Origin of the sequence: Actinophytocola sp., assembly GCF_049647105.1 — a bacterium.
Lineage (GTDB): Bacteria > Actinomycetota > Actinomycetes > Mycobacteriales > Pseudonocardiaceae > Actinophytocola.
In genome coordinates this window covers 1-20,256 of record NZ_JBARWZ010000221.1, presented here as the reverse complement: position 1 = coordinate 20,256, position 20,256 = coordinate 1, and the positions used below count along the sequence as shown (strand labels likewise).

Here is a 20,256-nt window from a genome sequence, read left to right as displayed (position 1 = left end):
CCCTCAAGGCACCCGGATGCCGGTACCGGCGCCGCCGAATGGCGGTGCCGGTCCTCGTGCTATCGCAGTCTTCACGGGAGTGGCGGGTCTCATCATCGGCGCCGCGGCGGCGTCGGGGATTTGGTTGCTATTCGGCAACGAAGAAGGCTCGGCCGCAACGGTCTCCGCACCTGAGCGGATCGGCGAGTACTACCGCTTCGACAAGGTGCCCGACCCCGGCTCGGAGGGCAGGCACCAGAAGGTCGCGGACCGCTACGCACGCTACGACAGGGAGAGCTCGGCCCGCCTTTCGGCTGCCCACGACGGTGCTGGCGCGGTCGTAGCGCAGTACACGACCGAGGACCTCGACTCGATGTTCTCGCTGGAGGTCGTGCGGACGCGGAGCCCGTTCCCGCCGTACGTGCCGTACTCCGACCCGGAGGACCTCGGCGTCGACAAGCCGATCGAGGAGGTCCTGCGGTACGGCGACGTGGCGTGCGCGGTCCGCAACAACCCGTCACAACCGCCGATCGTCATGGCGTGCCTGCGCACGGCCGGTGATCTGACGGTGACGATCTCGCGGGTCAGCGGCGACATGGGCCAGCAGCCGGAGGACGTCGCGAAGCTCGTCGACGACGCCTGGTCAGACTTGCGCTGACACCCGGTCGTTGGCGGCCGCCACCAGCCGGGTGAACTCGCGCTCGTCGAGGTCGCCGGTCGCGACACCGGTCAGCACCACGACGTGCTCCCCCACCCGGGACACGGCGACACCGAGGGTCACCACCCCGTCACCGGAGGAGATCCGCGCGGTGAGCCCGAACCCGTCGGCGACCGGCGCGGGCAGGTGGCCGAACTCGACCGTGCCGGTGCTGTCGCCATCGTCGTAGGTGGTGGTGCGGCAGGTGTCGACCACCTCGCCGAGCCGGTCGGTGTCCCACGCCGTCACCCCGTCGGCGGGCATGAGCAGCTCCAGGTAGGCGGCGCCGTCACCGCTCGCGGCCACCCCGCTCGCGGTGTCCGCCCCGGTGGGCGCCGGCCGGGCCGCCAGCAGCTCCGCGCACTCGGCGGGCTCGATGCCCTCTGGCAGGTCGGTGCCCGAGTTCGCCTGGCCGAGCTGCTCGCCGGTCATCACCTCGACCTCGTACCCGGCCCCGAAGTCGTCGGCGGTCAGCAACGCACCCGTCTGCTCACCCGGCCCGGCGTCGCGGAGGAACGTGACCACCAGCACCGCCACGATGATCGCGAGCGCGGTCACCCACCACGCCACCCGGCGCTTCCCACGCGGCTCGATCCCGAAGTCGTCGGTCGTCACGCGGGCTTCGGCAGCGTGAAGTACGCGATCGCGCGTTCGTTGAGGCTGCCGAGGTAGACCACGCCGTCGGCCTCGCGGACGCCCGTCACCATGTGATAGTCCGGGTGCACGGCGCGGTAGTCGTGCACCACCCTGCCGGTGGTGCCGTCCACGGCACGCACCCACACGACGCGCTTCTCCTTGACCTGCAACGGTTCCGGCAGCGCCCACACCGCCTTGCGGACCGCGGGGTGCAGCCGGTGCGCGACGTCGAGCGCGGCGATCCTGGGTGACGCCATGGCGATCCACACGAGGCCGTCGGAGCCGGTCGCGATGTTGTCCGGGAACGCGGGCAGGACGTCGACCAGCGTGGTGTGCGTGCCGGACGGCAGCGCCACCCGGTCGAGCCGGTAGGACCCGGTGCTCGCGACGACCACCCACGACTCGTCGGGCGCGAGTGCGACGCCGTTCGCGAACTGCAGTCCGGACAGCAGCACGTCGATCGTGCCGTCCGGGGCGCGGCGCAGCAGGCGGCCGGTGCCGCTGTGCTCCAGCAGGTCGGCCTTCCAGTGGTCGAGGTCGAACCGGGACGACGAGTCGGTGAAGTACACGGTCCCGTCGGCCGCGACCGCCGCGTTGTTGCACAGGCGCAGTTCGGGGCCGCGCGGCACCAGCACCTCGATGTCGCCGGACTGCCGGTCCACCAGCAGCAGCCCGCGTTTCGAGTCGCACACCAGGAGCCGCCCGTCCGGGTACAGCTCGATGCCGAGCGGGCGGCCGCCGGTGTCGGCGACCGTGTCGAGCCTGCGGCCGTCCGGCGTGAGCCGCAGGATCCGGCCGTCCTCGACGCCGGTGAACACGTGGCCCTTGTCGACCACCACGTCCTCGGCACCGAAACCGTTGACCTGCAACACTTTCAGTGTGGGCAGTGGGTCGGGGTGCGACTTCGGCGCCGTCGGCGGGCGCCACACCTGGGGGGAGATCTTCGGGCGGGCCATGCGTCCTCCTACCGGTAGGTGAGCAGGTCGCGGTGGGGACCGTCGAAGTGGCCGTGCTCGTTGACCGACACGAGGCTCACCCCGGACCGGCCCCTGACCAGCTTCGTGATGCTCGCGTTCGCCATCGTGCGGTTGAGCGCCAGATAACCAGCCGCGGGCGCGGACAGCAACGCGGAGCACACCGCGCTGATCACTCCGGCGGAGGTGAACACGAGCGCCGCCGAGCCACGGGGCAGCTCGGCGAACACCTCGCCGAGCGCGGCCCGGATGCCGTCGGTGAACTGGGTCCACGTGCCGGTCGAGCCCGCCGCGTGTCCCCCGGTGATCCACGACTCGATGGCCTCGTCGAGCAGGCGCTGGAACTCGCGGGTGGCGTTCTCCAGATCGGCGACCGGCTGCCCGGACGGCACGAGCCCGAGGTGGTCGTACTCGTTCCACCGCGCGTCCTCGCGGACCGGCAGCTCGATCCCGGCCTCGGCGAGGCAACCCGACGCGGTCTGCAGCTGGCGGCGCAGCGTGCCGCTCCACACCGCGTGCACGGTGAGTTCCCGGCGCCGCAGCTCCGCGCCGAGCACCATGGCCTGCTGCTTGCCGGTCGCGGACAGCACGTCGTAGTCGGCGCCGCCGAACGACGCCTGCCCGTGCCGCAGCAGGTAGACGGCGGTCACGCGGTGGCCTTGATTGCCTTGCGGCACCGGTCGTCCAGGTACGCGACGAACTTCGGGAACCCGGCGAACGCCTCGTTGTGCGTCTGTCCACTGTGGTACCGGTAGTAGATCTGCTGCATGATCACCTGTAGCCGGAACCAGCCGAACACCTCGTAGAACACCCAGTTCTCGGCGGACAGGCCCATGCGGTCGCAGTAGTAGTCGACCAGCTCCTGCCGCTTGGGCATGCCGGGCAGGTGTGATGGCTGGCGCCGCGACAGCTGGGCGACCTCGTCGTCGTCGGCCTGGATCCAGTACGCCATGCAGCCCGCGAGGTCCATCAGCGGATCGCCGAGCGTGGCCATCTCCCAGTCGAGGACGCCGACGACGGCCAGGTCGGTCGCCGGATCACTGTCGAGTACCACGTTGTCGAACCGGAAGTCGTTGTGGATCACGCAGATCGCCGCGTCGGCGGGCTGGTTGGCGTCCAGCCAGTTCATCACCGCCTCGCCGTCCGGCGAGTTCGGCGTGCGTGCCTTGCGGTAGCGGTCGTTCCAGCCACGCACCTGCCGCGCGACGTAGCCCGCGCCCTTGCCGAGGTCCGACAGTCCCGCGGCGTCCGGGTCCACCTCGTGCAGCTCGATGAGCCGGTCGAAGGTGCGGTACGCGAGCGAGGACGCCTGGTCCGGCGACAGCGTGATCCCGTCCGGCAGGTCGCCGCGCAGGATGATGCCGTTGATCCGCTCCATGACATAGAAGTCGGAGCCGAGCACGTCGTGGTCGGTGCACAGGGCGAGCACGTTCGGCACGTACGGGTAGACCGGCTTGAGCTTGTCCTGCACGGTGAACTCGCGGCGCATGTCGTGCGCGGACGCGGCCTTGTGCCCGGCTGGCGGGCGGCGCAGGATCAGCTCGCGGTCCGGATAGGACAGCAGGTAGGTCAGGTTCGAGGCACCACCAGGGTACTGGCGCACCTCCGGCGGGCTGTCCAGTCCGTCCACTGTGGACGACAGCCATTCGTGCACTGACTTCGTGTCGAACGCGTCCTCGTCCCGCAAGGCGCCCGGCTCGTCCTTCACCGCTCTCCCTTCTCCACGGCCGCACGCAGCCGCGCCCAGTACTTGCGTACCTGTCCGTCGGTGAGCCCGAGCCGTTTGAGGAACGCGGAGCGACGCCCGTCCGGATGGGTCAGCAGGAGGAACTTCTTGCCCGCCACCGCGGTGAACACCTGGTCGGCGACGTCCTCCGCGGTGATCTTCGACGACGCCATCAGCCGGTCCATCAGCGTGGCGAGCGCCGGGTCGGGGCTGCGCAGCCGGTCACCGAGGTTGGTCCGCACGAACGCCGGGCAGACGACGGTCGTGTGCACGCCGTAGGGCTCGAGCTCGAGGCGCAGCGTGTCGGACAGCGAGATCACGGCGGCCTTGGTGACGTTGTAGGAGCTCATCGCGGGCAGGTTCATGATCCCGGCGAGCGAGGCGACATTGACCAGGTGACCGGAGCCGCGTGCCTTGAAGTCGGGCGTGAACGTGCGGCACCCTCGGACGACACCCTTGAGGTTGATCTCCCAGATCCAGTCCCAGTCGGCCATGCCGATCTTCTCGAACCGGCCGCCCGCGCCGACGCCCGCGTTGTTGACGAGCACGTCGAGCCCGCCCCACTCACGCTCACACCATTCGCGGGCACCCGCCCAGTCCTCGTCGGAGGTGACGTCGAGCCCGATGGCGGACGCGCCGATCTCCTTGGCGGTGGCCTCGGCGGCCGCGTCGTCCACATCGGACACGAGGACTCGCCATCCGGCGTGCGCGTAGCGGGTGGCGATCGCCCGCCCGAGCCCGGACGCGCCGCCGGTGACGAGGACTCGGTCAGCCATTCTTGTAGGCAGCCAGTTCGAGACGGGCGACGAGTCCCATGTGGACCTCGTCGGGCCCGTCGGCGAGCCGCAGCGACCGCGCGCTCGAGTACGCGCCCGCGAGCGGGAAGTCCTCGGACAGCCCCGCGGCGCCGTGCAGCTGGATGGCCATGTCGATCACCTCGAGCGCCATGTTCGGCACGGCGACCTTGATCTGCGACACCTCACTGCGGGCACCCGCGAGGCCCTTGGTGTCGAGCAGCCACGCGGTGTGCAGCACGAGCAGCCTGGCCTGGTTGATGTCGATGCGGGCGTTGGCGATGCGCTCCCGGTTGCCGCCGAGGTTGGCGAGCGGCTTGCCGAAGGCCTCCCGCGTGGTGGCACGGCGGCACGCCAGTTCGAGCGACCGCTCGGCGAGCCCGATGAGCCGCATGCAGTGGTGGATGCGCCCGGGGCCGAGCCGCCCCTGGGCGATCTCGAACCCACGGCCCGGTCCCGCGATGACGGACGAGAGAGGCACCCGGACGTTCGTGAAGCTGACCTCACCGTGCCCGTACGGCTCGTCCCGATGCCCGAACACCGACAGCATGCGCTCGACCTTCACCCCTTCGGCGTCGAGCGGCACCAGCACCATCGAGTGACGCCGATGACGGTCCGCGTCCGGGTCGGTGAGCCCCATGAAGATCACGAACTTGCAGTTGGGGTGGCCGACCCCCGTGCTCCACCACTTCCGCCCGTTGATCACGACCTCGTCCCCCTCGACCACCGCGGTGGCCGCCATGTTGGTGGCGTCGGAGGAGGCGACGGCGGGCTCCGTCATGCAGAAGGCGGAGCGGATCTCCCCGCGCAGGAGCGGCTCGAGCCACTGTTCCCGCTGCTCAGCGCTGCCGTACTGGAGGAGGACCTCGGAGTTCCCGGTGTCGGGCGCGTTGCAGTTGAACACCTCGGGGGCGATGGCGGACCGCCCCATCTGCTCGGCGAGGGGCGCGTACTCGACGTTGGAGAGGCCGGCGCCGCGTTCGGTGCCGGGGAGGAAGAGGTTCCAGAGCCCCTGGTCACGCGCCTTGGCCTTGAGTTCCTCCACGACGGGAAGGACCGTCCAGGGGTCCGCGCTCGAGTGGAGGGCCCGGTGGTACTCAGGCTCGACCGGCTCGATCTCGGTCCGCACGAAGTCGGATACCCGGCGCAGGTAGTCGGCCGCCGTGGCCGAATGCGAGAAGTCCACGAAAAGCACCCTAGCCGCGGAAAACCGAGTTCATCGATGCAGACCCGTCCCGATTCGGTTGAGAGCTGCATCACTGCACTGTCGCCGGTGGTCAGAGCGCCCAAGCCTGGCCGCCGTGTTCGCGTGGTGCGAGAGCCCGGCCCGGCGGTCTTGGCGGTCAGCACCCGGCACCGAGTGGCGCGTCTAGGGCGACACCCCAAAAGCACGAGCCACCCGGGTACTCCCGCCCAGTGGGTCCTTTGTAGACCGGCCGCTCGACCTGGATACACCACGCGTTCGGGACGTTCAGCGACCCGCGGGCAAGACCACCGAGGGATCCAGGCTCAACGAGCAAAAAACGGAGCGCCCGGCCGGAAAATCCGGCCGGGCGCTCCGTCAAACCCCGAGGTCCGCTCACATCCAAACCGGCGACGCACCATCGCCTCGCGCGCGAACCCCAACCCCCACCCGATCCCGGGGGCGTCCCGCCTTGCCATCTTATCGGTTCACACCGACAGGCGGGGGGTTGCCTGGCTTGGTTGTGGACAACTCAGTGGGTTGTGGACAACTACCTCACGCGCCCGTGTACAGGAGCAGGTTCGGCGTGCCCGGGCTGGCGTTGGTGATCTTGTCCGGGCTCGCGGCGCCGGCCAGACCCGCCGCGACGGCGTCCGGGGTGGCGTCCGGGTTGGCGGACAGGAACAGCGCCGCGGCGCCCGCGACGTGCGGGGTCGCCATCGAGGTGCCGCTGATCGTGTTGGTGGCACCGTCGTTCCAGGACGACGTGATGTCCACGCCCGGGGCGTAGATGTCAACGATCTCGCCGAAGTTGGAGAACGACGCCTGCGCGTCCGCGTCGTCCGACGCGGCGACGGTGATCGCCTCGGTCACGCGGGCCGGCGAGAAGTCGGCCGCGTCGGCGGACGAGTTGCCCGCCGCGACCGCGAAGGTCACACCCGCGGTGATGGCACCGCGAACCGCGGTGTCCAGGGCCTCGTCGACGCCGCCGCCGAGGCTCATGTTGGCCACCGACGGGCCACTGGCGTTCTGGGCCACCCAGTCGATGCCCGCGACGACCTGCTCGGTCGTGCCGGAACCGCTGTCGTCCAGGACCCGGACGCCGACGATGCTGACGCCCTTGGCCACGCCGTACTCGGCGCCACCGATGGTGCCCGCCACGTGCGTGCCGTGGCCGTGCCCGTCAACCGGGTCGTTGTCGCCGTCGATCGCGTCGAAGCCACCGGTCGCCCGGCCCTCGAACGTCGGGTGCGAGGTCAGGACACCGGTGTCGATCACGTACGCGGTGACGCCGTCACCCTTGTTGGTGTACGTGTACGAGCTGTCCAGCGGCAGGTCGCGCTGGTCGAGGCGGTCAAGCCCCCACGACGGCGGGTTCTCCTGCGTGTCGTTGACGGTGAACTTCTGGCTCTGCTGCACGAACTCGACCGCGCCGTCCGCGGCGAGCTTCTTGGCCTCGGCCTCGGACGCGTGCACGGCGAAGCCGTTCAGTGCGCTCGAGTACGTACGGCTGACCTCGGCGCCGTACTTGGCGGACAGGCTCGACGCCTCCGCCGTGACGGCGGAGGCGGTCCGCACGTTGTCCTTCAGCACGACGATGTAGCTGTCCGCGACCGCGTTCTCGCTACCGGCCAGCAGAACCTGGCCCTCCGCCGCCTGTGCGGGCAGCGCAGCCAACGCGGTGGCGATCGCCACCGCTCCCGCGACCCCCGCGCCGGCGATAATCCGGCCTCGACCTGTGAGTTTCATGCTCAACCTTCCAGTCCCCGACCAATAAAGCGGGCAAACCGCACCTTCAGAAATTGATGCCCCTAATACGTATAGCGCGGTTGCCTAATGACTATGCAACCTCTGAGGCACAGGTCAGGGCAATGGCCGAACGTTCCCAGTTCTAGCCCAGATGGACCATTGGCAACGCGCTGACCTGCGGGAATCTGAAGACCCTACGATCGTCTGGAATTGCATGAAGGTAATTTGCCCGCATTGTGAGATGGCATAGCCGACCATCTGCGGTTGCGCTCGAAATCTGGATGTGATAACTCAGGCGAGTTTGTCACGCAGCAGTTTGCCGGTCGCGTTACGCGGCAGCTCGTCGACGAACACGACCTCGCGCGGCACCTTGAAGCGGGCGAGGTTGGCCTTCACGTACGCCTTCAGCTCCTCGCCGTCGACGCTCACACCCGGCCTGCGCACCACGTACGCGGCGAGCCGCTGCCCGTACTCGTCGTCCGCCACCCCGGCCACCGCTGCCTCGACGACGGCGTCGTGCTCCAGCAGCAGGTTCTCGATCTCACCGGGGAACACGTTCTCGCCGCCGGACACGATCATGTCGTCGTCGCGGCCGTCGATGAACAGCAGGCCGTCGTCGTCGTAGTGGCCGACGTCACCACTGGACAACAGGCCGTCGATGATCTCCTTGTGCCTGCCGTCGGTGTAGCCCTCGAACGACAGCATGCTGCCGACGAACACGCGGCCGACGACGTGCGGTGCGGTGACCAACCTGTCGTTCTCGTCGTAGAGCGCGACCCGGCAGCCGACCGGCGGGCGGCCGACGGTGCCCGGTGCGCGACGCCAGTCCTCCGGCGTTGCGACCGTCGCCACCGCGACCTCGGTCGACCCGTACAGGTTGTGCACGACGTCCCCGAACGCCTCGGTCGCGCGGTTGCCCAGCTCGGGCGGCAGCGCGGAGCCCGCACAGAAGAGGATGCGCAGCGACGACGTGTCGTACCTGCCCAGCACGTCGTCGCCGAGGTCGAGGATGCGCCGCAGCATGGTCGGCACCAGCACGAGCGCGGTGGCCTTGTTGTCCTGGATGGCACGAACGGTCTCCTCGGCGGCGAACGTGCGGCGCAGCACCACCGCCGAGCCGAGCGAGAGTGACAGCAAGAACTGCGACAGGCCCGTCCCATGGAAGAGCGGCGCGGCCATGACCGTGCACTCGCCGGTGCGCAACGGGATGCGGTCGAGGAACTGGGCGGCGGCCAGCGGCGAGCGCACCGTGCGCGGCGCCCCCTTCGGGGTGCCGGTGGTGCCGCTGGTCAGGAGCACCAGACCACCGGGATGCGGCGGGTCCGGCATGGGCCGGTCGTCGGTGTTCGCGATCAGCTCGTCGATGGCCGGGAGGCCATCGCCCGGCTCGTCGGCCCACGCGAGGAAGCGCTGGACGTCGCCGTCAAGGGCATCCACCAACGCGGTGAACTCCTGGTCGTAGACGACCGCCTCGACCTTCTCCCGGCGGGCGACGTCCACGAGCTGCGGCTTCGCGAAGCCGGTGTTCATGAGGAGGATCCGGGCGCCGAGCTTCCCGGCCGCGATCATGGTGTCGACCGCGCCGCGGTGGTCGCGGGCCAGGAGCGCGATGACCGAGGTCGGCCCGAGCCCACGCTCGGAGAACGCCCTGGCCAGCGCGTTCGCGCGGGTGGTGAGTTGCTGGTAGGTGAGCGAGCCCTGCTCGTCGACGATCGCGACCGCCGTGTCGTCCCGGTCCGCCGCGACCTGCGCGGCACCCGCGATGGGACCGAGCCTCCGCAGCGTCAGCAGTGCACGGAGTGCCTGGTCAGGACGGGAAACCGGGGCCAGCCCGGCGCGCCTGAGCACGTCGAACCCACGGATCGCGGCCGGTACCTGGGAAAGCGCCCTGAACACTCGCTGACCTCCTCGTCACGTCCTCCCCTCCGAACCTACTGGCAAGTTAACTAACTGTCACTTTCGGGACGCTCAACGACGCGAAAGCGTCTCTCGGGACATTGGCTGCGTCCCGAACGCGACCCCCCGTGGGGGTGCCGGGGGCCGGAATTGTCGGTGGTCCGGCGCACAATGCGGAGCATGCGGGTCGTGGTCGTGCCGGAGGCGGATGGTGCCGGGCAGGTGCTCGGTCCTTCCGGTGTGCCGGAGCGCGTCGGTGACCTGGCCGGATGGATGGCCGGGCGGGACGCGCGCTGGGTGCTGCCCTCGGTCGAGGCGCTCTATCCCGACCTGCTGCGCGCGGGTGTGCGCATGGACCGCTGCCACGATCTCGCGCTCACCGAGGGCATCCTGCTGGCGTTCGAGGAGCGGCCCGGCCGCCCGCGCAACCTGGCCGCGGCGTGGTCACGCATGCGTGACCTGCCGGAACCGGACGATCCCCGGCCCGCCGCACGCGTGGAACAGCCCGCGCTGTTCGAGGCGGAACGGGAACCGGCCCCGGCGGGCACCGACCCGCTCACCGCGGCCGCCGCCGTGTACGACGACCAGCTGCGGCGCATCGCGGCGACCGCGCAGCCGGACCGATTACATCTGCTCGTGGCGGCCGAGTCCGCAGGCGCGCTGGCGGCGGCCGAGATGACCCACCACGGGCTGCCGTGGCGTGCGGACGTGCACACGACCCTGCTCACGGACCTGCTGGGCCCGAAGCCGCCCGTCGGCGCACGCCCGAAGGTCCTCGCCGAGCTGGCCGAGGAGATCACCGAGGCGTTCGGGCTGGCGGGTGCGCCCGAGTCGCGGCAGGTGAACCCGGACAACCCGGCGAGCGTGGTCAGGGCGTTCGGGCGCGCGGGCCTCGACGTGCCGTCGAGCAGGGCACACGTGCTCAAGGAGGTCGACCACCCTGCCGTGCCCCCGCTGTTGCGCTACAAGGAGCTGGCGCGGCTGTGGGTGGCGCACGGCTGGTCGTGGCTGGACTCGTGGGTGGCGGCCGGCCGGTTCCGCCCTGAGTACGTGGTGGGCGGCGTGGTCTCGGGTCGCTGGGCGACGCGTGGCGGTGCCGCGCTGCAGCTGCCGAAACAGCTGCGCACCGCGGTCCGCGCGGACGAGGGCTGGTCGCTGGTGGTGGCGGACGCGGCACAGCTCGAGCCGAGGATCCTCGCGGCACTGGCTGGTGACCGCAAACTCGCGGACGTGTCGCGTGGCGTGGACCTGTACGCGGGCCTCGCGGCAGAGGTCTTCGACGGCGACCGGGGGCACGCGAAGATCGCGATGCTCTCGGCCATGTACGGCGGCACGAGCGGTGGCGCCGGGCCGCTGCTCACCAAGCTGCGCAAGCGGTTCCCGCAGGCCGTCGACTACGTGGAGGCGGCGGCCCGCGCTGGCGAGGAAGGGCAGGTGGTGCGGTCCCGTCTCGGCAGGACGTCCCCGCCGCCGAGCGAGGCGTGGCGCGCGCTGATGGGCTCGCCGGACGCCGACGAGCGCCGCTCCCGCCAGGCCGCCCGCGACTGGGGCCGGTTCACGCGCAACTTCGTGGTGCAGGCAAGCGCCGCGGACTGGGCACTGACACTGCTCGCGACACTGCGCCAGCGCCTGGCCGGCACGGACGCCCAACTGGTGTTCTTCCAGCACGACGAGGTGATGGTCCACTGCCCGGCCGAGATCGCGGAACAGGTGGCGGACGCCGTCCGCTCGGCGGCGGTGACGGCGTCCGGCCTGGTGTTCGGCGACACCCCGGTCCACTTCCCCCTGGAAGCGGTGGTGGTGGACTGCTACTCGGACGCGAAGTGACGATGCACTGACCCCAGCGGGCGCTACGTCCGGCGCAGTGTGTCCGAGGACAGGTCGGCGAGGGTGCGGTTGCCGGACAGGCCGAGCGTCAGGTCCAGGTCGGCGAGAATGCCGCGGACCGCGTGCCGCACACCGTCCTCACCACCCAGCGCGAGCCCGTACACGTAGGGCCGCCCGAGCAACACGGCCTTGGCCCCGAGAGCGACCGCCTTCAGCACGTCCGCACCGGTCCGGACACCCGAGTCGAACAGCACGTCCACCCGGTCGCCGACCGCGGCGGCGATCTCGGGCAGCACGTCCAGCGCGGCGACCGCACCGTCGACCTGCCTGCCGCCGTGGTTGGACACGACGATGCCGTCCATTCCGGCGTCGGCGGCACGGCGGGCGTCGTCGACGTGCTGGATGCCCTTCAGCACGATCGGGCCGTCCCAGTGTTCGCGCAGGAACGGCAGCTGGTCCCAGTGGTGGTCGGTGCCGGTGAACGTCGGGATCCACTGGAGGATCGCGGCGGTCGGGTCCTCCTCCGGCGACTTCGCGAGCTTCGCGCGGAACGCCGGGTCGGCGAACGGGATGGCGGTGCCGATGCCACGGATGAACGGCAGGTACGCCTGGTCGAGATCGGTGGGCCGCCACGCGAGCGTCCAGGTGTCGAGCGTGAGCACCAGGGTCGAGAACCCGGCGGCCTTGGCCCGCGCCAGGATGCTGATCGTCACCTCGTTGTCGTTCGGCCAGTAGAGCTGGTACCAGCGGGTCCCGTCGCCGTTGGCCTCGGCGACGTCCTCGATCGTGTTCGACGACGCGGTCGACAGGACCATCGGCACACCCATCGCGGCGGCGGCACGGGCGGTGGCCAGTTCGCCGTCCGGATGCACGATCGACTGCACACCAACAGGCGCGAGCAGCACCGGCGACGGCAGTTCGGTGCCGAGCACCGTGGTGGCGAGGTCGCGCTGGGTCGCGTCGGTGAGCATGCGCGGCACGATCCGCCAGCGGTCGAACGCCTCGCGGTTCGCGCGCACCGTCGCGCCAGAACCCGCGCCACCCGCCACGTACCCGTACGGGCCGTCGTCGAGCTTCTCCCGCGCCGCCGCCTCGAGCCGCGTCGGGTCGGTGGTGAACGGTGGCACCTGCTCGCCGAGCCCCTGCAGGTAGATCTCGTTCTGGTATGCGCCGTACTGACCAGCCACGCTGCTGCTCCTGGGAAATCGTGGTGCCGCTGGGCACGAGCCCGGTTCCGCGAACCCTAACGGGTGCGCTTCCACATCCGCCACAACCCGAACCAACAGTTCGCGACCGCGACCACAGCGAAGAAAAACGCCACCACCAGCAGGAAACCGAACACGCCGCCGAGCGCGGTCACGACCGTCCACACCAGCAGCGCCACGTACGACACCGCGAGTCCCGCCGCGCCTGCGACCACCATCGGCGCCCGCGCCCACAGCACGGGCAGCGGCGCCCGCGCGCCAAGGGGCAGCCCCGCGAACCCGCGCCACGCCAGCACCCCGACGAACAGCAGCGCCCCCAGCCCCACCCACGCCAGCGACGCGATCGCCAGCGCCATCACGAACACCGTCTGCCACACCGCGGCGCGCCGCACCACCAGGTACCACGCCACCCGCTGGACCCGTTCGAAACCCGGCTTGCCCCGGGTGCGCACCGGCTTCCTCCGCCGTCGCGCGTCGTCCGCGGGCCGGTACTCGAGGCGCGCCACCTTCGCGGCCACGTCCGTGTTCGAGGGGTCGATGCGCAGCGCGTCGCGGTAACCCTGTTCGGCGAGCATCCAGTCATGCGCGAGCATCGCGGCGTCGCCGAGGACCTCGTGGGTGCGGGCCTCCTCCGGCGCCAGCGCCACCGCGGACCGCGCGGCACGCACCGCCTGCTCGGGCTGGTCGTGCGCCAGCGCCTCGGACAGCGTCACCAGCCCACGCCAGTCGTCCGGATCGCGGCGCACGGACTCGCCTGCCGACACCACGGCCTCGTCGTAGCGGCCAAGCTCGACGAGCGCGAGGCTGGCCAGCCGGTGTGCCCATGCCGGCTGGCCGAGCGTCATCGCGCGCTTGGCAGCGGTCAGCGCCTCGGCGGCCTCGCTGACCTCCAGGTACGCGGCGGAGAGCCGGCACCAGGCGGCGGCGTTGCCGGGGTAGCTGTCGAGCGCGGCCTCCAGCACGGCGATCGCCGCCCTCGGCCGTCCTTCGTCGGCCAGCTGCGCCGCCCGCACGAAGACCGCGTCCATCGAGCCTTCCGGCATCGGATCTCCCCGGCGGCTACCCGGCCAGGCCCGCCAGGTCGGCGTCGACCAGCTTCGCGGGCTCGACCCTGGCCTGTGCGTCCACGAGCGCCTGCAGCGCGTCGCCGTCGTCCCACATGTTGACGTTCATCGCGGCCTGCACCGCGCCGTCGCGCAGCCAGAAGGCGATGAACTCGCGGCCCTCCAGGTCGCCGCGCACGACCAGCTCGTCGGAGAACGGGTCGGCGAGCCCTCGGAACTCCATGCCGAGGTCGTACTGGTCGGAGAAGAAGTACGGGCTCGCGGTGTACGGCTCGGCCGCGCCGAGCAGGTTCTTCGCGACGTGCGTGCCCTGGTCCTTCGCGTTGGCCCAGTGCTCGACCCGGATCCGTTGCCCGTAGCGCGGGTGGAGGTGGGCGGCGATGTCGCCCACCGCGTACACGTCCGGCGCCGAGGTCCGCAGGGTGGCGTCCACGTCGACACCGGCACCCTCGGACATCTCAAGGCCCGCCTCGTGCGCGAGCTCGGTCCTCGGCCGCGCGCCGACCGCGAGCAGCAGCACGTCGCCGGACACCTCGGTGCCGTCGTCGAGCCGGACGCCGGTGGCGTGCCCGTCGGCGCCGATGTACTCGGCGACCCCGACCCCGAGGCGGAACGTGACGCCCTCGGTCTCGTGCATGGTGCGGAACACCCCGCCGATCGTGTCGCCGAGGACGCGGTGCAGCGGCAGCGGCAGCGGGTCGATGACCGTGACGTCCGCACCGTGCTTGCGTGCCGCGGCCGCGGCCTCGCAGCCGATCCAGCCCGCGCCGACGATCACCACCCGCCTGCCCTCGGTCAGCTCCTTGCGCAGGTCACGGGCGTCGTCGAGGCGGCGGAACCGGCGGATGCCGTCGAAGTCGGCGCCCGGGACCCGCAGGCGGCGCGGCGTCGAGCCGGTGGCCAGCAGCAGCCGGTCCCACGACTCGGTCGCGCCGCCGACGTCGACGGTCCGGTCACCGAGGTGGATCGCGGTGGCCCGGGTGCGCAACCGCAGGTCGATGTCCTTCTCGGCATAGAACGACTCGTCGTGCACCCAGTCGGGATCCTCGGTGTCACCGAGCAGGATGCCCTTGGACAGCGCGGGCAGCTCGTAGGGCCGGTGCCGTTGCTCGCCGACGAGCAGCACCTTCCCGTCGAAGCCCTGCTCGCGCAACGCACCCGCTGCCGAGGCGCCGGCGAGCCCGGTGCCAACGATCACGATGCGGCGCGGTTCAGCCATGGTCGGTCATGCCTTTCGTCGATGATGTGAAACGCGCGTCACGACCACGTCGTCGCGACGTCTGTGTGTCGGACAAAAAATATGAGGGGGCCGTACGACCGCCGAAGGATGGGATTGTGACCAACCATAAGGAGTGGTCGATCACGTGTCGCGACCTCACCGGCCGCCGACGCGATCTGACGGTGTTCGTCCGCCAGGGCAGGATCATCCTGGTGGCGCCGCCAGGTGAGACGGCCGTGCTCAACCCGCTCGACGTCGGACGGCTGCGGGCAGTGCTCCGGGACGCCGTCGTCGAAGCGTCCAGGACGCAGGAGAGCTGACAAGTCGGCTACACCCCTGGCCACGTGTGCACGGGCTCGTTGGTGTGCATGTGGGTGGCGTAGCGACGGGTCATCTCGCGCAACGCCTGCTCACGTGACACGGACCGGGTCTCCTCGATGGCGCGCACGGTGTCGACCTGCCAGGTCGCGCCGTTGCGCCCGGAGATGCAGCGCTTCTCGATCACGCCGAGCAGCCGGTCCCGCTGGTCGGGCGCGACGCCCCACAGGTCGAGACCGGTGTGCGCGAGCGGCAGGAGCCTGCGCAGCACCAGCTCGGTGACCGGCACGTCGCCGATCCCCGGCCAGTACACCCGTGCCCCGATCCCGCCCTTGGCGGCGGAGTGGAAGTTCTCCTCCGCCGCCGAGAAGCTCATCTGCGTCCAGAGTGGACGTTCCTGTTCTGCGAGCGCGCGGACCAGCCCGAAGTAGAGCGCGGCGTTGGCCATCACATCCACCACCGTCGGGCCCGCGGGCAGCACCCGGTTCTCGACCCGCAGGTGGGGACGGCCGTCGACCACGTCGTAGATCGGCCGGTTCCAGCGGTAGATCGTGCCGTTGTGCAGCCGCAGCTCACTCAGCTGCGGGGTGCCGCCCTCGGCGAGCACCCGCGCCGGGTCCTCGTCGTCGCACAGCGGCAGCAGCGCCGAGTAGTAGCGGACGTTCTCCTCGAACAGGTCGAAGATCGACGTGATCCACCGGTCGCCGAACCACACCCTGGGCCGCACACCCTGGGCCTTCAGCTCGTCCGGCCGGGTGTCCGTGGACTGCTCGAACAACGCGATCCGGCTCTCGGCCCACAGCTGCTTGCCGAACAGGTACGGCGAGTTGGCGCCCAGCGCGACCTGGATGCCCGCGACCACCTGGCTCGCGTTCCAGTAGTCGGCGAACCGCTCCGGCGCGACCTGCAGGTGGTACTGCACGCTCGTGCACGCCGACTCCGGCGCGATCGTGTCGGCCTGGGTGACCAGCCGCTCCTCACCCGCGATGTTGATCTCCAGATCCTCGCCCCGGGCAGCGAAGATCTGCTGGTCGAGCAGCTTGTAGCGCTGGTTCGCCGACAGGGTGTCCGCGTTCATGTGCACATGCCGCAACGTCGGCAGGATGCCGATCATCACGATGCTCGCGTCGGTCGTCCCGGCCTTCTGCTCCGCCTCGTTCAACGACGCGCGCAGACTGTCCTCGAACCCGGACAGCCCGTCCGGCCCCAGCACCCGGGGCGCCAGGTTGATCTCGATGTTGAACTGGCCGAGCTCGGTCTGGAAGTCCGGGTCGGCGATGGCCGCCAGGACGTCCTCGTTCTTCATCGCCGGGTCGCCCGCCGCGTCCACCAGGTTCAGCTCCACCTCCAGCCCCGACATCGGCCGGTCGGTGTCGAAGGCAGACTGCTTCAGCATCTGCGCGAACACATCCAGGCACTGCCTCACCTTCTCGCGGAACCGTTGCCGGTCGGCGCGGGTGAACTCGGTCCGCTCGACATCCTTGCCCATCCGCATCGCCCCACTAGGTGAATCGCGTACCGGGAAGCCTCGCGCCAAGCCTTTACCCCCGCAAGCTGCGAGATCAAACCAGGGTAGCGGGATAAGCTCCGTCGGGTGACGGACAACCTGGTGTGGATCGACTGCGAGATGACCGGTCTCGACTTAAGTAAAGACGCACTGATCGAGATCGCGGTTCTAGTGACCGACTCGGAACTCAACATCGTCGACGCCGGCATCGACATAGTCATCCACGCGAACGACGCGGCCCTCGATGGCATGCCTGACGTCGTGCGGGAGATGCACGCCAACTCGGGCCTCACCCCACTGGTGCGCGAGTCGACCGTCAGCGTCGCGGAGGCCGAGGCCCAGGTGCTCGACTACGTGCGCAAACACATCCCCGACACCCGCACGGCGCCCCTCTGCGGCAACTCCATCGCCACCGACCGCGGCTTCATCGCCCGCGACATGCCCGCGCTCGACGCCCACCTCCACTATCGGATGATCGACGTGTCGTCCATCAAGGAACTGTGCCGCCGCTGGTACCCGCGCATCTACTACGCGCAGCCCGACAAGGGCCTCACCCACCGCGCGCTCGCCGACATCAAGGAGTCCATCCGCGAGCTCCAGTACTACCGGGGCACCGCGTTCGTCCCCGCCCCCGGCCCGACGAGCGACCAGGCAAAAGCCGTGGCAGAGGCCCTGATGAACCCCAAGCCCTAACCGTTTGCCAACCCTCGGGGCGGACACGTTACGATATGCCCGCTGCACGCTTCGAGCAGCGATGGTGGGTGTAGCTCAGCTGGTAGAGCACCTGGTTGTGGTCCAGGATGTCGCGGGTTCAAGTCCCGTCACTCACCCCACGAGGTTGGACGATGTATCCGCAGGTCAACGGCCCCGATCCACATACCTGATGTGGAGTCGGGGCCGCACTGCGTCTCAGGCGATGTCCGATTCTGGGAGCCTTTTTGGGAGCCGGGACTCCTGCCGGATTGGCTCATCCAGCCGCGCCTTGCCGGTTCCCGCCCCAAAGGAAGAAGCCCGGAAGCGTGGCTTCCGGGCTTCTGTGCTGCTTGGTCAGCGTTTGCCGCCTGCTGCCCACTGGGCCCACGGGATCTGCCAGTCACCAAGGCCGTCCCAGACCTCCAGGACCGGGCCGCCGCTGTTCTGGACGGTGATGACGTCGCCCTTCTGACTGATGTCCTGTAGCCAGCGGGCGTTTTCCGTGCTCATGTTGATGCAGCCGTGGCTGACGTTGCGGTGGCCCTGGTCGCCCACCGACCAGGGGGCCGAGTGGTAGAAGATGCCGCTGTTCGACATGCGGCTCGCCACCGCGACCGTGGTCCGGTAGCCGGCGGAGGAGTCCACCGGGACGCCGTAGGTGCTGGAGTCCATCGTGTAGTTCGTGTGTTCGCTCATGACGACGTAGGTGCCGGCCGGGGTTTCGTGGCCTGGCTTGCCCATCGAGATGGGGATGGTCTTCGCCACCGCGCCGTTGACCGTCACCGTCATCTGGTGGGTGGCGCCGTCCGCCGTGGCGACGACCGCGTTGCCCACCGTGACGTTGGCCAGGCGGCTCTCGTTGCCGAACACGCCGTTGCCGAAGTCCTTGCCGTAGATCGCGGCGTTCACCGTGATCTTCGTGCCCGCCGCCCAGTACTGCTGCGGGCGCCAGTGGACCTCGCTGTCGTCGAACCAGTAGAAGGCGCCATCGGTGTGGGGGGTGGTCGCGATCTGGATCGCCTGCTCCGCCGCGGCCTTGTTCTGGATGTCCACGTCGAAGTAGAAGGCCAGCGGCTGACCAACACCCACGGTCTGGCCGTCCAGCGGGTTCATGGAGACGTCGGCCTTCACGCGCGGGGTCGTGGTCGAGAAGACCGAGGTCACAGTGGTGGCCTTGCCGTCACTGCCCTTACCCGTCGCGGTGGCCGTGTAGGTCTTGCCGAAGCCGAGGGGCTCCGTGGTCTGCCAGGTGGTGCTGTCCGGGGACAGCTGGCCCGCGACCGGCTCTCCCTCATCGTTGACCAGTGTGACCTGCGTGACCTTGCCGTCCACCGCGGCGATGGTGACCGGGCCGCCAGGGACCACCTCCGTGGTCTTGTCGCGAGGAGTGACGGTGATCTTGACCGCTTTCTTCGGCGGCGCGGGCTTCCCGCTCGACGTCGACTTGCCCGCGTCGTCCTTCGGCGCCGGCTCCGCCTCGCCACTCGTACAGGAAGTGATCATCACCACGGCGAGACCCAGCACCCCGCCGATCAGAAGGCCCCGCCGGCCGCCCCAACCCATCACACACCGCCCCATCCACCTGTGATCGTCATACACAGTGTGCCCGATGTGTCCAACGCCGTGGAGCAGGCCATCCATCAGGTCATCCGTTCAGTGGGGAATCCGGTTTCGGGGGGCCCGAGAGCACGTGATACCGTTCCTCACGTCGCGGTGGAGAGATCCTCTTCGGCATGCGCCGCTAGCTCAACTGGCAGAGCAGCTGGCTCTTAACCAGCGGGTTCGGGGTTCGAGTCCCTGGCGGCGTACACCAAGACCCCAGGTCGACATCATTGTTGACCTGGGGTCTTGTGGTTTGTAGCGTCCTTGGCGACCGCCTCAACTCCTTCAGCGTGGTCTGTTGGGTGCTCCTTGACAGGAACCCAGCGGATTCAAGATCAACAAGGATGACTTCGCCGGTAGTCCCCACGCACGCGGGTCTGGCCCCCAGTTCCATCAGCTGGTCGACGATGGCGGTGGGTCGTCCCCCCGTACGGTGCTGCGCCAACGTGTGGGCACGAATCGATGTCGTCGAGGGCGGCCTGGGCAAGCAGCAGCAAGTGTCAGGAGGGACCTTCACCGTCGTGTCAGGTATGCCTGGCGCGCTCGAATTCCAGAACGGCCATAAGAGTTGGCCTGCGGGGTAGTGGCCTGGGCGAACCCAAAACGATTCGACCGTCGGTCACACACATGCCGCGCGTCGGTGTCGCCGCGCGATATTCTGAGTTGCCCGCGACGACACCCCAGCGCCGAGCGGCCAGGCCCGGGGAAACAGCGAAACCACCGGATGCCGACGGCGGCAGCGAGGTGCGCGGAAGCGGTGTTGCCAACAACCGCGGCGTCCGCGCCCGCGAGGACCCCGGCCGCGTTTCCCGCAAACCCGCTTCAACTCGCGCAAACGTTAATCATGCACGAGGTCGTTGGATAGTCCTTTCACTCGCGCCGGGTCGGCACAGGCGTTGTCTCGATGGTATGTACCAACTGCCATTTGGCTTCGTTCCATCGGGCCGCGGCGGCGGGACCGGCTGTGCACGAGATCACTGTGGCCTGCGCGTCCCGCGCGACCTCCATGACGGAAGGAATGTACGAGTTCTTGGCCACTATCTGAGCCCTCTCCATGTCCCTCTGACCCGTATCCGCGAGTAGTCGGCTGAGTTGATCTTCAGGTCCTGGAGTCGTGTGGTGGAGCGGTTTTCGGGTGTGTGGGCATGCTAGCGGCCCGGGGTGTCGCGCCGGGTTCACGTGTGGGG

Annotated in this window: 17 protein-coding genes and 2 tRNA genes; 6 read left to right on the top strand and 13 right to left on the bottom strand. The window is 69.7% G+C overall.

Annotated features, from left to right (window positions below):
* Positions 1–79 precede the first annotated feature (79 nt).
* A complete protein-coding gene (locus tag WBA97_RS26315; RefSeq protein ID WP_424233605.1) occupies positions 80–637 on the top strand; it encodes a hypothetical protein in 558 nt (185 codons plus the stop codon).
* On the opposite strand, the gene WBA97_RS26310 is transcribed toward WBA97_RS26315, so the two are convergent.
* The 8 genes from WBA97_RS26310 to WBA97_RS26275 all read right to left on the bottom strand — a co-directional run bounded on the left by WBA97_RS26310 (position 623) and on the right by WBA97_RS26275 (position 9,634).
* A complete protein-coding gene (locus WBA97_RS26310) occupies positions 623–1,291 on the bottom strand; it encodes a DUF5642 family protein (RefSeq protein WP_424233604.1) in 669 nt (222 codons plus the stop codon). The two genes, WBA97_RS26315 and WBA97_RS26310, sit on opposite strands and share 15 nt — an antisense overlap.
* A complete protein-coding gene (locus tag WBA97_RS26305; protein WP_424233603.1) occupies positions 1,288–2,268 on the bottom strand; it encodes an SMP-30/gluconolactonase/LRE family protein in 981 nt (326 codons plus the stop codon). Before WBA97_RS26305 ends, WBA97_RS26310 begins: the two co-directional genes overlap by 4 nt.
* A gap of 8 nt (positions 2,269–2,276) precedes the next feature.
* Positions 2,277–2,936, bottom strand: coding sequence for a histidine phosphatase family protein (locus tag WBA97_RS26300; protein WP_424233602.1), 660 nt, complete (start codon positions 2,934–2,936; stop codon positions 2,277–2,279).
* Positions 2,933–3,994 (bottom strand): phosphotransferase family protein, encoded by a 1,062-nt coding sequence (locus WBA97_RS26295; RefSeq protein WP_424233601.1) that lies wholly within the window; start codon positions 3,992–3,994, stop codon positions 2,933–2,935. Before WBA97_RS26295 ends, WBA97_RS26300 begins: the two co-directional genes overlap by 4 nt.
* The gene (locus tag WBA97_RS26290) at positions 3,991–4,788 is read right to left on the bottom strand and encodes an SDR family oxidoreductase (RefSeq protein WP_424233600.1); all 798 of its coding nucleotides are present in this window, start codon (positions 4,786–4,788) and stop codon (positions 3,991–3,993) included. Before WBA97_RS26290 ends, WBA97_RS26295 begins: the two co-directional genes overlap by 4 nt.
* Complete coding sequence (locus tag WBA97_RS26285; protein ID WP_424233599.1) at positions 4,781–5,992, bottom strand: acyl-CoA dehydrogenase family protein; 1,212 nt, start codon at positions 5,990–5,992, stop codon at positions 4,781–4,783. Before WBA97_RS26285 ends, WBA97_RS26290 begins: the two co-directional genes overlap by 8 nt.
* A 552-nt stretch (positions 5,993–6,544) precedes the next feature.
* Entirely contained in the window at positions 6,545–7,738 is a 1,194-nt protein-coding gene (locus tag WBA97_RS26280) for a S8 family peptidase (RefSeq protein ID WP_424233598.1), read from the bottom strand.
* A 291-nt stretch (positions 7,739–8,029) separates the two neighbouring features.
* Positions 8,030–9,634: an AMP-binding protein gene (locus tag WBA97_RS26275; protein WP_424233597.1), complete on the bottom strand. Its 1,605-nt coding sequence runs from the start codon at positions 9,632–9,634 to the stop codon at positions 8,030–8,032.
* A gap of 180 nt (positions 9,635–9,814) precedes the next feature.
* Here WBA97_RS26275 and WBA97_RS26270 point away from each other — a divergent pair, with 180 nt between their 5' ends.
* Positions 9,815–11,461 carry a bifunctional 3'-5' exonuclease/DNA polymerase gene (locus WBA97_RS26270; RefSeq protein ID WP_424233596.1) on the top strand — a complete coding sequence of 549 codons (1,647 nt, stop codon included), beginning with the start codon at positions 9,815–9,817 and terminating at the stop codon, positions 11,459–11,461.
* A 23-nt stretch (positions 11,462–11,484) separates the two neighbouring features.
* Here the strand turns inward: WBA97_RS26270 and WBA97_RS26265 are convergent, their stop codons facing one another.
* Genes WBA97_RS26265 through WBA97_RS26255 form a run of 3 tightly spaced genes read right to left on the bottom strand, consistent with a single transcriptional unit; the run spans position 11,485 to position 14,949 of the window.
* Entirely contained in the window at positions 11,485–12,648 is a 1,164-nt protein-coding gene (locus WBA97_RS26265) for a lactate 2-monooxygenase (RefSeq protein ID WP_424233595.1), read from the bottom strand.
* Positions 12,649–12,704: 56 nt separating this feature from the next.
* Positions 12,705–13,709: a tetratricopeptide repeat protein gene (locus tag WBA97_RS26260; RefSeq protein ID WP_424233594.1), complete on the bottom strand. Its 1,005-nt coding sequence runs from the start codon at positions 13,707–13,709 to the stop codon at positions 12,705–12,707.
* Between the two features lie 16 nt (positions 13,710–13,725).
* Positions 13,726–14,949 (bottom strand): NAD(P)/FAD-dependent oxidoreductase, encoded by a 1,224-nt coding sequence (locus WBA97_RS26255; protein WP_424233593.1) that lies wholly within the window; start codon positions 14,947–14,949, stop codon positions 13,726–13,728.
* 116 nt (positions 14,950–15,065) lie between these two features.
* Here WBA97_RS26255 and WBA97_RS26250 point away from each other — a divergent pair, with 116 nt between their 5' ends.
* Complete coding sequence (locus WBA97_RS26250) at positions 15,066–15,269, top strand: hypothetical protein (protein ID WP_424233592.1); 204 nt, start codon at positions 15,066–15,068, stop codon at positions 15,267–15,269.
* Positions 15,270–15,277: 8 nt separating this feature from the next.
* Here the strand turns inward: WBA97_RS26250 and WBA97_RS26245 are convergent, their stop codons facing one another.
* Positions 15,278–16,756 carry a glutamate--cysteine ligase gene (locus tag WBA97_RS26245; RefSeq protein WP_424233591.1) on the bottom strand — a complete coding sequence of 493 codons (1,479 nt, stop codon included), beginning with the start codon at positions 16,754–16,756 and terminating at the stop codon, positions 15,278–15,280.
* A gap of 105 nt (positions 16,757–16,861) precedes the next feature.
* Between WBA97_RS26245 and orn the strand changes: the two genes are divergently transcribed.
* Together orn and WBA97_RS26235 are read left to right on the top strand one after the other, a co-directional pair.
* A complete protein-coding gene (orn, locus tag WBA97_RS26240) occupies positions 16,862–17,467 on the top strand; it encodes an oligoribonuclease (protein WP_424233590.1) in 606 nt (201 codons plus the stop codon).
* 64 nt (positions 17,468–17,531) lie between these two features.
* Positions 17,532–17,607 (top strand) — tRNA-His (locus WBA97_RS26235).
* A gap of 214 nt (positions 17,608–17,821) precedes the next feature.
* Here the strand turns inward: WBA97_RS26235 and WBA97_RS26230 are convergent.
* A complete protein-coding gene (locus WBA97_RS26230) occupies positions 17,822–19,030 on the bottom strand; it encodes an Ig-like domain-containing protein (RefSeq protein WP_424233589.1) in 1,209 nt (402 codons plus the stop codon).
* Positions 19,031–19,202: 172 nt separating this feature from the next.
* On the opposite strand from WBA97_RS26230, the gene WBA97_RS26225 reads away from it, so the two are divergent.
* Positions 19,203–19,275 (top strand) — tRNA-Lys (locus WBA97_RS26225).
* Positions 19,276–20,256 lie beyond the last annotated feature (981 nt).

What these genes read in the sequence shown, in the direction of transcription:
- WBA97_RS26305 (WP_424233603.1), bottom strand. Translation starts at nt 2,268, where the DNA reads ATGGCCCGCCCGAAGATCTCCCCCCAGGTGTGGCGCCCGCCGACGGCG.
- WBA97_RS26290 (WP_424233600.1), bottom strand. Translation starts at nt 4,788, where the DNA reads ATGGCTGACCGAGTCCTCGTCACCGGCGGCGCGTCCGGGCTCGGGCGG.
- WBA97_RS26280 (WP_424233598.1), bottom strand. Translation starts at nt 7,738, where the DNA reads ATGAAACTCACAGGTCGAGGCCGGATTATCGCCGGCGCGGGGGTCGCG.
- WBA97_RS26270 (WP_424233596.1), top strand. Translation starts at nt 9,815, where the DNA reads ATGCGGGTCGTGGTCGTGCCGGAGGCGGATGGTGCCGGGCAGGTGCTC.
- WBA97_RS26260 (WP_424233594.1), bottom strand. Translation starts at nt 13,709, where the DNA reads ATGCCGGAAGGCTCGATGGACGCGGTCTTCGTGCGGGCGGCGCAGCTG.
- WBA97_RS26255 (WP_424233593.1), bottom strand. Translation starts at nt 14,949, where the DNA reads ATGGCTGAACCGCGCCGCATCGTGATCGTTGGCACCGGGCTCGCCGGC.
- WBA97_RS26245 (WP_424233591.1), bottom strand. Translation starts at nt 16,756, where the DNA reads ATGGGCAAGGATGTCGAGCGGACCGAGTTCACCCGCGCCGACCGGCAA.
- WBA97_RS26230 (WP_424233589.1), bottom strand. Translation starts at nt 19,030, where the DNA reads ATGGGTTGGGGCGGCCGGCGGGGCCTTCTGATCGGCGGGGTGCTGGGT.